The sequence below is a fragment of the Halopiger xanaduensis SH-6 genome (genome assembly GCF_000217715.1).
GTDB classification, from domain to species: Archaea; Halobacteriota; Halobacteria; order Halobacteriales; family Natrialbaceae; genus Halopiger; species Halopiger xanaduensis.
The window spans coordinates 2,203,922-2,216,687 of record NC_015666.1 but is presented as its reverse complement, the minus strand read 5'-3'; the positions used below and the strand labels follow the sequence as shown (position 1 = coordinate 2,216,687).

The window sequence follows — 12,766 nt, the reverse complement described above, 5'->3', positions numbered from 1 at the left end:
CGACGGAAATCTCTATTCGCCCACTATGTCACCGCATCTATGATCGGATCCGAGCCGAACGACGAGAACGATAGCTGCGACGGCGGATCGATTAGCCGCCGAGCGATGCTGGCGGCGGCCGGAACCGGCGCAGCGGTGTCGACCAGCGGCTGTATCCGCCGGGTCAGAAGTGTCGTCAACCGGGACGACGTCGAACCGCTTTCGCTGACGATCACCACCCTCCCCGCCGACGGCGACCGCGAGAGCATTCAACTCGCCCGCGAGATCGCGGCCGCCCTCGAAACCGTCGGCATCGACGCCTCGATCGAGATGCGATCCAACGAGGAATTCCTGCGCGCGATCCTGATCAACCAGGACTTCGACGTCTACGTCGGCCGCCACCCCGGCGGCACCGACCCGTCCTACCTCTACGAGGCGCTGCACTCCCGCTACGCCGACGAGCGCGGCTGGCAGAACCCCTTCGGCTACGCGAATCTGGCGTTCGACGAGTTCCTCGAGGCCCAGCGCGCGGCCGACGGGGGCGACCGACAGGCAGCGGTTCAGGAGACGCTCGAGGCGCTGGCGGTCGAACAGCCGTTCGTGCCGCTGTGCGTTCCCGACGAGTATCGGCTGGTCCGGACGGACCGGTTCGCCGGCTGGGGCGACGGCCACCCCGCGTCGCGGCTCGGCTACCTCGGGCTCGAACGCGGCCCCGCGCTCGAGTCGGGCGACGGATCTGGTGGCGACGACGCGGACGGCGACGAGCCCGCGGTGTTACGAACGGCCCACGTCGATGCCCGGCCGTCGCAGAACCTCAATCCGCTCTCGGCCGAGTACCGGAACCGCGGGACGATCATCGAACTGCTGTACGATTCGCTCGCGGTCGTTCCCCTCTCGAGCACCGACTTCGACGGCGCGGATCTCGAGGAAGACGACACCGATGCCGAGACGGAAGACGACGGGGGCGAGTCTACCACCGGTACCACGGACGACGAAAGCGGCGGCAATGGTAGCGACTCCGCCCCTTCGGACGCGGGGACCGCGCCGACCAGCGACCTCCAACCGTGGCTCGCCGCCGACTGGGAGTGGGATGACGCCGGCGAGACGATGACGGTCGAACTGCGCGAGAACTGCCGATTCCACGACGACGAGCCGCTGACCGCCGAGGACGTCCGATTCACGTACCGGTTCCTCGCCGACACCGGCCTCGGGGATCTCGAGGTCGACGCCCCAGCGCCGCTCTATCGGGGCCGCGTCGACGCCGTCGAGTCCGTCGACCGACTCGACGACCACCGCCTCGAGATAACGGTCGACGCGAGTCGCGCCGTCGGCGAGCGCGCGCTGACGGTGCCGATTCTGCCGAAACATATCTGGGAGCCGCGGGCGGCGGCCGCCGACGTTCCCGGCTACCGCGTCGCGCTCGGCACGAGCGAGGCGCTGGTCACGAACAACGTCCCGCCGGTCGGCAGCGGCCCCTACCAGTTCGCGACTCGAAGCGAGCGCGAGCACGTCACGCTCGAGCGGTTCGACGATCACTTCACGGCCCGCGAGGGCGTCACCCTGCCCGGGGTGACCCCCGATCGGCTCCGGTTCCTGATCGATCCGCGAAGCGCGTCCGCCATCGAACGCGTCGAGACGAACGAGGCCGATATCACCAGCACCGCTCTCGAGAGCTACGTCGTCGACGACCTCCTCGGGGACGCGGAAGCGGGCGAGCTACCCGAGGACGTCGAGGTCCTCGAGTCGGAGTCGTGGCTGTTCTACCACCTCGGGTTCAACGCGCGGAAGGCGCCGTTCAGCAACCCGCGTTTCCGGCGGTGCGTCGCACAGGTGCTCGACAAGCAGTGGTTCGTCGAGGCGGTGTTCGACGGCCACGCGCGGCCGATCGCCGCGCCGGTCACCGAGGAGTGGACGCCCGACAGTCTCCGCTGGGACGGCGAGGACCCGGAGACGCCGTTCCTCGGGACCGACGGCGAGATCGACGTCGCTGCGGCCCGGAACGCGTTCGAAAGCGCCGGGTTCAGCTACGACGGCGAGGGCCGACTACGGGTGAGACGCTGATGCTCGCGCAAGTCCTGACGCAACTGGTCGCCGTCGTGACGCTCATGGTCCTGATCGGAATCGTCGTCTTCGTCGGCCGATACCGGCTCCGCGCCACTATCGGCGAGTGGCGCGAGCGACTTCGTGCGATCGCCCCGGTCACCGCCGTGCTCGCGCTCGTCCTGGTCGGGAGTAGCGACATCAGGCTGATCGGCCCCGAACTCTCGTGGATCATCGGCTGGAATCTGACCGGGACGATCTTCGACCTCGAGGGGCAGTTCATCCTCTGGCTGCAGACCTACGAGACGCCGGCGGCGACGGCGTACTTCTCGTTCATCTACATCTACGGCTACGTCTTCCTGCTGGTCTTCCCCGTTATCGCCTACTTCGCGCTCTCGAACACGCGGCCCCTTCGGGAGCTGCTGGCGGCCTACACGCTGAACTACGCGCTCGGACTGGTGTGTTACATCTTCGTCATCGCCTACGGCCCGCGGAACATGATGCCCGAAGTCACGGCGCTGCTGTACGACACGTATCCGGAGTACCAACACCTCACGCGGCAGGTCAACCGCAATACCAACGTGTTCCCGTCGCTGCACGCGTCGCTCGCCGGAACGGTCGCGTTACTGGCGTATCGTACGCGGAGTATCTACCCGAAGTGGCTCGCCGTCGCCCTCGCGCTCGGGATTTCGGTCGCGGTCTCGACGATGTACCTGGGGATCCACTGGGCGACCGACGTCGTCGCCGGGCTCGGGCTGGCGTACGTCAGCGTCGCCCTGGCGCACGCGCTGGTCGGTCGCTGGTCGGTTTCCCAGTGGGCCGCGAACAGATTCCCGCGGCTTCGACAGATCGGCGGCCGCGGCCCCGCCGAGGCCGAGCGAGAATCGGAGAAGACTCGCGCCGAGCGCGACTAACGTCGAGCCCGCCGTTCGAACTCGCCGGTGACGGTTCCAGCACCGGCTGCGCGTCGATCTCGTCGAACCGAAACGAAAAGCGGCAGCGATGTCGACGCTGCGTCGTCAGTTGTCGTCTTCGATCGCGTCGGCGATCCGCTTTAACGCGCGGGTCTGGTCGCGCATCTCGTCGCGGAGCTGGCGGACCTCGCGGACCAGTTCCTCGTTGCTCTCGTCGCTGCCGCCGCGGCCGCCCGGACCGCCGCCGGGGCCGCCGCCCATCATGCCGCCCATCATCTGCGCGAAGGGGTTGCCGCCCCCGCCCATGCCGCCGGGGCCGCCACCGCCGCCGAACGGACTCTCGGGCGCGTCGCCCTCGCCCTCGGCTTCCTCGGCGCGCTTCTCGCGAATCTCCTCGACTCGTTCGCGGAACGACTTCTCCTCGTCCCCGTCGTCGCCGTTGGACCCGGCTTCGGGTTCGGATTCGTTTTCGTCCGTCATACCCTCGGATTCAGTTGCGCCGCGGAAAAGGATTGCCATGTTTCTGATCGGAAGCAAATTCGGCGGCGCTCGAGTCACGTCCCGGAAACCGCGAAAATAGCGCCTCGAGGAGGCAAAACGAGGTCGGTGGAACGGATCTGTGAATCGGCCCCTCCGGGTCGACGATAAAGCTTGGCTTTATCAGTCCGGAGGGCGACGGTCGAAATATGCAAGGCAATCTGCCGCCGGAGGCACAGGAGAAAATCGAACAGCTCCAGGACCTGCAGGAGACGGCCCAGGAAGTCGCCGTCCAGAAGCAGGAAGCCGAAACGAACCTCACCGAGGCCGAAAACGCGCTCGACGAACTCGAGAACATCGACGACGAGACCACGATGTACCGCAACGTCGGCGAACTCCTCGTCGAGACCGACTACGACGAGGCTCAGGACGACCTCGAGGACAAGGTCGACTCCCTCGAGATCCGCCTCGAGACCTTAGAGAAGCAGGAAGAGCGCGTCCAGGATCAGTTCGAGAGCCTCCAGGAGGAGCTCGAAGAACTCCTCGGCGGCGGCATGGGCGGTCCGGCCGGCCCGGGCGGTCCGGGCGCCGGCGGCGCATAAATGTCGAGCGGCGAACCGACCGACGACGAGGTCGTGCAGACGGCCTCTGACGCTGCGGAAGGCTACGTCTTCTCGCAGTACAAACAATCGGACGTGCGCGATCTCGACGTCACCGTAACCTTCGAGGACGGCGTCCTCGAGGTCGACGTCTACCTGAACGGGCCGGACGAGGAGGACGGGCCCGACCCCGAGCAGGTCGCCGACGACGCGGCGCTCACCGCGCGCCAGGCGGTCGACGAGCTGTTCGAGGACGCGGACGCGGCCTGAGAGCGACACCGACTCCGCTTCTTCATCGGCGGCGTTTCGGCCGTCGGTACGCGCTTTCGAGAGCCGTCGCTGTCTCCAGTAGCCAGTAGAGCAGTCGCTGCGTCCTGAGTTCCTCGAGGCCTCGAGTCGGCCGTATTCCGTCCGCGTTGGATCCGCTGCTCCAGCGGCTCACCTACGCGCTCTGGGACGCGTTCCGAATAGCGCAGCGGACACCCGAGCGAGAGAGATAGCCGTGCCGGTAACAGACGTGCGAGAGCGTCCGAGAGAAAGTGACGACGGGACCGCTACTGCGACTCGCAGATCTCGATGAAGTTCTCGAAGATCTCCTCGCCCTCCTCGGTGTGGGCGACTTCGGGGTGCCACTGGACGCCGTAGATGTCGCGGTCGGTGTCGCTCATCGCCTCGACGTCGCAGACGTCGCTTTCGGCGGTCAGTTCGAAGCCTGCGGGGAGCTCTTTGACCTCGTCGGCGTGGCTCGCCCAGACCCGCGTGTCGGGGTGGAGCGATCCCGTGAGCGGGTCGTCGCTGTCGACGATGTCGACGGTGACGTCGGCGTAGCCGCCGTAGTCGCCGCCCCCGACGCGGCCGCCGAGTTCCTCGGCGATCAGTTGCATGCCGAGACAGATACCCAGCACCGGCATATCGGCCTCGAGGTACTCGGGGGACTTCCCGATCCGGTCCATGTCCGGGCCGCCGGAGAGGACGACGCCGTCGGCGTCGACGTCTTCGGGGGGCGTGTCGTTGTCGATCAGTTCCGTCTCGACGCCGAGGTCGCGAAGCGCCCGGCGCTCCAGGTGGGTGAACTGTCCGTGGTTGTCCACCACGACGATTTTCGTCATTGCGTGTCCGTAGCGAGTCAGCCGGTAAAAACGGTCCGGAACGCGCAACCGCCGTTCGTCGGCACGTTTATGGGTCGTCCGCTGGACGTTCTCGTATGGCACTCACTCGCACCGATCTCGAGCATCCGGCGTGGCTCACCGCGGCGAGCACGGTCGCGGGCTATCTCGTCATCCTCGCGGTCCTGACGGTAGCGCTGTTCGTCGTGCCGTGGCTGGTCTTCGGAGCGCTGTAGTCGTCTCTGCACTGCTGACGCTCCGGCCCTTACGAACGCTTGTTGCGGGCCGACAATTCTCCTCGAGTACCGACAGCGGCGTTCGACTGCACCCTCGAGCACGTCTCGGGAAACTGCCCTCGACGATAAAGTATACGCTCGATCCCGAAATCGAATCGACAAGCCGAAAACGGCGAACCCGCAGAAACCCGGAGCAAAAGACCGCTATATCGGAGGCGTCGGGAAGGGTGGAGGTCCTCGGACCGGCCTCAGGCGAACGTCTTGGAGACGTCCTCGGCGTCGTCGGATTCGGCCTGCACCTTGTCCCAGGCGTTGCGGAAGTCTTCCATCTGGATCTCCGTGCGGTCGTCGCGGATGGCGAACATGCCGGCTTCCGTACAGACGGCCTTGATGTCGGCGCCGGAGGCCTCTTCCGCCTCTTCGGCCAGTTCCGCGAAGTCGACGTCGTCGGAGACGTTCATGTTGCGGGTGTGGATCTGGAAGATGATCTCGCGGCCCTCCTGGTTCGGCTTGGGCACCTCGATGAGGCGGTCGAATCGACCGGGGCGCAGAATTGCGCGGTCGAGCATGTCGAAGCGGTTGGTGGCGGCGATGATGCGGATGTCGCCGCGGTCCTCGAAGCCGTCCATTTCGGAGAGCAGTTGCATCATCGTCCGCTGGACCTCGGCGTCACCGGAGGTCTTGGACTCCGTTCGCTTGGCGGCGATGGCGTCGATCTCGTCGATGAAGATGACGGCGGGCTCGTGCTCGCGGGCGACCTTGAACAGGTCGCGGACGAGCTTGGCGCCCTCCCCGATGAACTTGTGGACGAGTTCCGAGCCGGCCATCTTGATGAAGGTGGCGTCGGTCTGGTTCGCGACGGCCTTCGCGAGCATCGTCTTGCCGGTGCCCGGCGGGCCGTACAGCAGGACGCCGCTCGGCGGGTCGATCCCGACGTCGTCGAACATTTCGGGACTCTCCAGCGGCATCTCGACGGTCTCGCGGACCTCCTGCATCTGCTCCTCGAGGCCGCCGATGTCCTCGTAGCTAACCTCCGGGCTCTCGGTGACCTCCATCACGCGAGCCCGCACGTCGGTGTCGCTCGAGAGCGTCTTGACGATAGAAAGCGAGTTGTTGACGGCGACGCGAGCGTCGGGCTCGAGGTCGTCCCGCATCTCGTCGGTGACCTCCGTCAGGGCCTCCTGGTTGTTCCCGTGTTGCTTGATGATGACGCCTTCGTCCGTGATCTCCTGGACCGTGGCGACGAACAGCGGGGACTGCTTTAGCTTCTTGTTCTCGTGGGTCAGCCGCTCGAGCTTCTGCTGGTACTTGTTGTTCTCGGCGTTCGCGTCGAGGAGTTTGTCGCGCATCTCCTCGTTTTGCGACTCGAGGACCTCCAGCCGTTCCTCGAGCGCCTGGATCTTCTCCTGTTGGGACGCCTCGTCCTCGTCGTAGGGGAGGTCGACGTCGTCCACAGTATCGGTCATCACACGTGCTTTGGGGGTTGGTTCATAAGAGGCTTCGGGTCAGCACACCCCGTAGAGAATATAACCAACAAGCATCACACGAAACAGAAAATATTATCACTCCGTATTGGAAAGGGGTACGTGATGAGTGCTTCAGAGTCGATCCGACAGGAGGCCGACGACGGGGGGAGCTGGGAGGACGTCCGCGATCTGCCGCCCAGCGCCAAACTCGTCGCGAAAGTCCTCGAGTACAACGACACGATGACCCAACAGCAGATCGCCGAGGAGACGCTGCTGCCGTCGCGGACGGTCCGCTACGCGCTGAACCGGCTCGACGAGGAGAACGTCATCGACTCGCGGTTCTCCTTCTCGGACGCCCGCAAGCGGCTGTACAGCCTCGATATCGACTCGTAACCGCTACGCTCGAGCGTCGCCGCGCCGCCCTGCCTCCGTTCCGTTTTTCGATTTTCGATCGTTTCGCCTCGTCTCGACGGTCAGTTCGCGACGGCGACCGGTCGGTGCGATTTACTTTCACCGCGGTCGCGGAACCCCTTTAGGCCCCGCTCTCCAACGACTGCCCAATGACGCGGGTAATCCACACGGGCGATACCCACATCGGGTACCAGCAGTACAACTCGCCCGAGCGACGCCGGGACTTCCTCGCGGCCTTCCGGGGGGTCGTCGAGGACGCCGTCGACGACGACGTCGACGCCGTGATCCACGCCGGCGACCTCTTTCACGACCGCCGCCCCGGACTGCTCGACCTGCAGGGAACCATCGATATTCTGCGAACCCTCGCCGACGCCGACATCCCCTTTCTCGCCGTCGTCGGCAACCACGAGGGGAAGCGCGACGCCCAGTGGCTCGACCTCTTCGCCGATCTCGGGCTGGCGACGCGACTCGGCGCCGACCCCGAAGTCGTCGGCGACGTCGCGTTCTACGGCCTGGACTTCGTCCCCCGCTCGCGGCGCGAGGATCTCGAGTACGAGTTCGAGCCGGTGCCCGACGCGGCCGACCGCACCGCGCTGGTGAGCCACGGGCTCTTCGAGCCGTTCGCGCACGCTGACTGGGACACCGAACGCCTCCTCGCAGAGTCGACGGTCGATTTCGACGCCGTCCTGCTCGGGGACAACCACGCGCCCGATACGGCGGACGTGCAGGACGCGTGGGTCACCTACTGCGGCTCGACCGAGCGCGCGAGCGCCAGCGAGCGCGAGGACCGCGGCTACAACCTCGTCGAGTTCGACGACGAGGTCGCCATCAGCCGCCGCGCGATCGCCGAGACGCGGGACTTCGTCTTCGTCGACGTCGAACTCGAGGCCGACGAGGGGATCGACCGCGTGCAGGAGCGGGTCCGCCAGCACGATCCCGGCCTCGAGGACGCGGTCGTCATCGTCACGATCGAGGGCGAGGGCCGGCCGATCACCCCCGCGGCCGTCGAGGAACTAGCGATCGACCGCGGCGCCCTGGTCGCCCGCGTCAACGACCGCCGCGAGTTACCCGACGAGGACGAGGAGGTGTCGGTCAGCTTCGCCGATCCGGACGCCGCCGTCCGCGAGCGCGTCCGCGATCTGGGTCTGAGCGACGCCGCCCTCGAAATCGACGAGACGGTCCGCAACGACGACCTCGCGGACGCGAACGTCCGCGAATCCGTTGAACGCCGCGTTCGGGACTTGCTCGAGGAGGACGACTCCGCGTTCGAACCAGCGCCGGAGCGGGAGCCGAGCGACGAGGATGTGACGACGGTCGCGGATCAGTTGCGCGGCGACGCTGGAACCGAACCCGCGGCCGACGCCGACTCGACCGCCGACGCTGCGGCGGCCGGTTCGGACGCGACGGCTGAAGCCGAGGCTTCGAGCGACGATGCCGCCGGCGCGGAACCTGCCGACGAAGCGGTTGATGAAACTCCCGCGGCCGACGACGCAGCAGAGACCGGCGACGAGGAACCCGCCGACGCCGACACCGCCTCCCTGGGTGATTTCGCGTGAGGGTCGATCGCATCCGCCTGCGGAATTTCAAATGCTACGGCGACGCCGACCTCGGCCTCGACCGGGGCGTCACCGTCGTCCACGGCGTCAACGGCAGCGGCAAGTCGACGCTGCTCGAGGGCGTCTTCTTCGCGCTGTACGGTTCGAAGGCGCTGGACGACCGGACCCTCGACGACGTCATTACGACCGGCGAGGAGGAGGCCGAGGTCGAACTGTGGTTCACCCACGACAACCGCGACTACCACGTCGAGCGCCACCTGAAACTACGCGGGGATCGGGCAACGACGACCAAATGCGTCCTCGAGACGCCCACCGAGACGATCGAAGGCGCCCGCGACGTGCGCCGCGAGGTGACCGAACTCCTGCGGATGGACGCCGAGGCGTTCGTCAACTGCGCGTACGTCCGCCAGGGCGAGGTCAACAAGCTCATCCACGCCTCGCCGAGCGACCGCCAGGACATGATCGACGACCTCCTCCAGTTGGGCGCGCTCGAGGACTACCGCGAACGTGCCAGCGACGCCCGCCTCGGGGTCAAGTCGGTGCTGGACGGCCAGCGCGAGGTTCTCGAGGACGTCCGCAAGCAGGTCGAGCGCAAGGAGGACAAGGAACTTCACGAGCGGCTGAACAATCTGGAGTCTCAGCGGGCCGAGGTTACCGACGAGATCGACCACTACGAAACCCAGCGCGAGCAGGCCCAGAACACGCTCGACACCGCCGAAGACGTCCTCGAGCGCCACGCCGAAACGCAGGAGGAGATTTCGGACCTCGAGGAAGGGATCGACGACCTGCGGTCGAAGATTTCCGAGACCGAACAGCAGCGCGAGGACGCGAAAGAGCAGATCCGCGAACTAGAGACCGAGCGCGAGGAGTTAGCCGAGGAACGGGCCGACCTGCTCGCAGATGCGGACCTCGAGGCTGCCAATGCCGACACCGACGCCGTCGAAGCCCGCATCGAGGAACTCGAGGCCCGTGACGAAGAACTGCGGGACGACCTCGAGGAGGTCCGCGTCGCGATCACGGAGACCAACGGCGAGATCGAGCGGCTCTGCGAGGAGGCCGACGACCTCGAGTCCCAGGCCGACGAAGCGCGCACGGAAGCCGACGACCTCGCCGAGCGCATCGAGGGCGACGAGGACGACATCGCGGACCGCGAAGAGAAACTCGAGGACCTCGAGGACGATATCGAAACCGCCCGCGAACAGTTCGACGACGCGCCGATCGAGTTCGGCGACGCCGCCGCCCACCTCGAGGACCTCGAAAGCGAGCGCGAAGACCGCACTGACGAGATCGGCGACGTTACCGCCGACATTCGGGCCGTCGAAAACGCCATCGAAGAGGGCGAACGGCTGCTCGAGGAGGGCAACTGTCCCACCTGCGGCCAGCCCGTCAAGGACTCGCCCCACGTCGACGTGTTGGACGACAAGCGCGAGGAACTCTCGGACCTCGAAAAGCAACTCGAGGAACTCGAGGCCGAACGCGACGACCTCGACGAGCGGATCGAGCGCGCCGAAGCCCTGCGCGAAGCGGAGCGCCGCGTCGATCGACTCGAGGAGAACCGCGACAACGTCGAACAGTTAGTCGCCGAGAAGCGCGAGAGCCTCGCGGAGCGGCGCGAGCAGCGCGAGGACCTGCTCGAGGACGCCGAGGAGTACGAGAGCGAGGCCGAAGAAAAACGCGAGGAGGCCGCCGAACTGGAGGACGAGGTCGCCGAGAAGCGCGAAGAGCTCGGCGAGATCAACGGCGAGCGCGGCGAGATCAAGGAGACGCTCGAGGCGCTGCGCCGCATCGCCGAGATCGACGACGAGCGAGAGGATCTCGAGAGCGAGATCGAGAACTACCGCGAACGTCGGCGGAACTGGCAGCAACTCAACGACGAGCGCCGCGAGACGCTCTCGAGCAAGCGCGAGCGCAAACGCGACCTCGAGTCGGAGTTCGACGAGGAGCGCGTCGCAACCGCCCGCGAGGACAAGCAAAACGCAGAGCAGTACATAGAGAAGGTCGACGCGAAACTCGAGGACCTCGAGGAACGGCGCACCGAGATTCAAAATGCGATCGGCGCCGTCGAAAACGAACTCGAGGAACTCGAGCGTCTACGTGACCGGCTCGAGAGCCTCGAGGAACGGTGCGACCGCCTCGAGTCGCTGTACGACGAAGCCGAGACGCTGCAGACGACCTACGGGGAGCTGCGGTCGGAACTGCGACAGCGCAACGTCGAGACGCTCGAGCGACTATTAAACGAGACGTTCGAGCTGGTCTACCAGAACGACTCCTACGCCTCGATCGAACTAGACGGTGACTATCGCCTGACGGTCTTCCAGAAGGACGGCGAGGCGCTCGAGCCCGAACAGCTATCCGGCGGTGAACGGGCCCTGTTCAATCTCAGCCTGCGATGTGCGATCTACCGGCTGCTCGCCGAGGGCGTCGAGGGCACCGCGCCGATGCCGCCGCTGATTCTGGACGAGCCGACGGTCTTCCTCGACTCGGGCCACGTCACGCAACTCGTCTCCCTGGTCGAGTCAATGCGCGAACTCGGCGTCGAACAGATCGTCGTCGTCAGCCACGACGAGGAACTCGTCGGCGCGGCCGACTCCCTGGTCCGCGTCGAGAAGGACGCCACGTCGAACCGCTCGCGACTCGAGCGCGGCGAGCCGCCGGAGATGGAACTCCTCGCGTCCGACTGACGCCTGCAGAACGGATCTCCGGATCGGTTTCGCTTACGTTTCCGTTTCGTTCGCTTGCGTTGAGCCCTCCCCGACGTCGATCGCGTCGTCGGTTGCCGACTCGTCGCCCGCGTCGGACACGTCGGACCGGATGACAGCGAGCGCGTCGGCACAGTCCTCGGTCGTTCGGTAGCCGCGTTCGCCGTCGACCTCGGTCTCGGCGAGCAGTCCGGCGGCGGTCAGTACCGTCAGCCGGCCGTGGAGGTCGCTCTCGCAGAAGGCGCTCGCGTCGAGAAGCGTCCGGACGCCGAGCGGGCCGCGGCGCTCGAGTTCGACGAGGAGGCCGAGCGTCTGCTCGTCCGGCACGGCCTCGAGGAGCGTCCGGACGGCACTCGGGACGGTTCGTGCGGCCGTTTCGAAGGGATGTTCGTCGGTCGATTCGAGGCGATCGTTCTGGACGTAGCACTCGTTGCCGCTCTCCGGATCGCGCACGAGACTCGCCTGTTCGGACCGCTTGAGCAAGAGGTACCGTTTACCGGTGTCGTCCTGGACGGTTTTCATGATGGGTCAGAGTCGTCCGGTGACCGTTGTTCGGCCACATCGTTTGAAGATGTTTCGCCGCTCGCTGACTCGTCAGCGTTCGTAGGGGTGTCGGCCGACGCTGCACGATCGCCGTCGCCGTCGTCTCCCTCGCTTTTCGAGTCGTCGTCTGCCTCGTTCTCCGAGTCGGCGTCCGCCTTCGCCTCGGCGTCCGCATCGGCGCGCTCGTCCGATCGCCGATAGGCTCTGTAGCGACGAACTGCGAACCCGAAGAGGATGAGTCCACCGGCCAACAACGCGCCGCCGCGTCTCGTCGCGCCCTCGAAGACGAGAAGGAGGAGTCCGAGCGAGACGGCCAACAGTGCGGCGTTGATGACGAGCACGAGCGCCCAGAAGGTCTTTACGAGCTCCGGCGGCGCGTCCGACGGGTCGGGCGTCATCTCGGTCGACGCGTCGGCACCGGCATCGACGTCAGCGTCGGCGACGTCGTTCGAGACTTCGGGCACGTCGATCGAGTCGATCTCGAGGTCGGCTTTCAGGTCCGACCAGAGGCCCGAGTCGGCGGTTTCGGTTCCGACGCTCGGGATCGACAGGGCGTCGTTGTCCGGGTTGCGATCGGGGGACGAGGACGAGTCTTCGCGCTCCGCGTTCGCGTCCCCGGCTCCGTCGGCGGCGTTTGCGTCCGGGACGGGCTCGTCGGGGGCGTCCGCCTCGTCGGGTCGGTCGGAGGCCACGTTGGCAGCGTCGCAGGGCGGCAAGAAAAGGATTCGCGTTTAGACTTG

At 66.4% G+C, this 12,766-nt stretch carries 13 protein-coding genes; 8 read left to right on the top strand and 5 right to left on the bottom strand.

Going from position 1 to position 12,766, the window contains the following annotated elements; genetic code table 11:
* Nucleotides 1-39: 39 nt before the first annotated feature.
* Nucleotides 40-2,040 carry an ABC transporter substrate-binding protein gene (locus tag HALXA_RS10820; RefSeq protein ID WP_013880395.1) on the top strand — a complete coding sequence of 667 codons (2,001 nt, stop codon included), beginning with the start codon at nt 40-42 and terminating at the stop codon, nt 2,038-2,040.
* Nucleotides 2,040-2,933 carry a phosphatase PAP2 family protein gene (locus HALXA_RS10815; RefSeq protein WP_013880394.1) on the top strand — a complete coding sequence of 298 codons (894 nt, stop codon included), beginning with the start codon at nt 2,040-2,042 and terminating at the stop codon, nt 2,931-2,933. Before HALXA_RS10820 ends, HALXA_RS10815 begins: the two co-directional genes overlap by 1 nt.
* A gap of 105 nt (nt 2,934-3,038) precedes the next feature.
* Here HALXA_RS10815 and HALXA_RS22100 read toward each other — a convergent pair whose 3' ends face one another.
* Complete coding sequence (locus tag HALXA_RS22100) at nt 3,039-3,452, bottom strand: hypothetical protein (RefSeq protein ID WP_216087246.1); 414 nt, start codon at nt 3,450-3,452, stop codon at nt 3,039-3,041.
* Nucleotides 3,453-3,619: 167 nt separating this feature from the next.
* Between HALXA_RS22100 and HALXA_RS10805 the strand changes: the two genes are divergently transcribed.
* Entirely contained in the window at nt 3,620-4,012 is a 393-nt protein-coding gene (locus HALXA_RS10805) for a prefoldin subunit beta (RefSeq protein WP_013880392.1), read from the top strand.
* Nucleotides 4,013-4,279 (top strand): DUF3194 domain-containing protein, encoded by a 267-nt coding sequence (locus HALXA_RS10800; RefSeq protein WP_013880391.1) that lies wholly within the window; start codon nt 4,013-4,015, stop codon nt 4,277-4,279.
* A 284-nt stretch (nt 4,280-4,563) separates the two neighbouring features.
* On the opposite strand, the gene HALXA_RS10795 is transcribed toward HALXA_RS10800, so the two are convergent.
* Nucleotides 4,564-5,118, bottom strand: a complete 555-nt coding sequence (locus HALXA_RS10795) for a GMP synthase subunit A (RefSeq protein WP_013880390.1) — start codon at nt 5,116-5,118, stop codon at nt 4,564-4,566.
* A 95-nt stretch (nt 5,119-5,213) separates the two neighbouring features.
* Here HALXA_RS10795 and HALXA_RS22095 point away from each other — a divergent pair, with 95 nt between their 5' ends.
* Nucleotides 5,214-5,351 (top strand): hypothetical protein, encoded by a 138-nt coding sequence (locus tag HALXA_RS22095; protein WP_013880389.1) that lies wholly within the window; start codon nt 5,214-5,216, stop codon nt 5,349-5,351.
* A 248-nt stretch (nt 5,352-5,599) separates the two neighbouring features.
* Here HALXA_RS22095 and pan1 read toward each other — a convergent pair whose 3' ends face one another.
* Nucleotides 5,600-6,817: a proteasome-activating nucleotidase Pan1 gene (gene pan1 / locus HALXA_RS10790; protein WP_013880388.1), complete on the bottom strand. Its 1,218-nt coding sequence runs from the start codon at nt 6,815-6,817 to the stop codon at nt 5,600-5,602.
* 123 nt (nt 6,818-6,940) lie between these two features.
* On the opposite strand from pan1, the gene HALXA_RS10785 reads away from it, so the two are divergent.
* The 3 genes from HALXA_RS10785 to rad50 all read left to right on the top strand — a co-directional run bounded on the left by HALXA_RS10785 (nt 6,941) and on the right by rad50 (nt 11,465).
* A complete protein-coding gene (locus tag HALXA_RS10785; protein ID WP_013880387.1) occupies nt 6,941-7,210 on the top strand; it encodes a MarR family transcriptional regulator in 270 nt (89 codons plus the stop codon).
* A gap of 167 nt (nt 7,211-7,377) precedes the next feature.
* Nucleotides 7,378-8,784, top strand: coding sequence for a DNA double-strand break repair protein Mre11 (gene mre11, locus HALXA_RS10780; protein WP_013880386.1), 1,407 nt, complete (start codon nt 7,378-7,380; stop codon nt 8,782-8,784).
* Nucleotides 8,781-11,465: a DNA double-strand break repair ATPase Rad50 gene (rad50, locus tag HALXA_RS10775; RefSeq protein WP_013880385.1), complete on the top strand. Its 2,685-nt coding sequence runs from the start codon at nt 8,781-8,783 to the stop codon at nt 11,463-11,465. The genes mre11 and rad50 overlap by 4 nt, the downstream gene beginning before the upstream one ends.
* A 33-nt stretch (nt 11,466-11,498) precedes the next feature.
* On the opposite strand, the gene HALXA_RS10770 is transcribed toward rad50, so the two are convergent.
* Nucleotides 11,499-12,005 (bottom strand): DUF7346 family protein, encoded by a 507-nt coding sequence (locus HALXA_RS10770; protein ID WP_013880384.1) that lies wholly within the window; start codon nt 12,003-12,005, stop codon nt 11,499-11,501.
* Complete coding sequence (locus HALXA_RS10765; RefSeq protein ID WP_013880383.1) at nt 12,002-12,718, bottom strand: DUF7322 domain-containing protein; 717 nt, start codon at nt 12,716-12,718, stop codon at nt 12,002-12,004. The genes HALXA_RS10770 and HALXA_RS10765 overlap by 4 nt, the downstream gene beginning before the upstream one ends.
* Between the last annotated feature and the right edge of the window lie 48 nt (nt 12,719-12,766).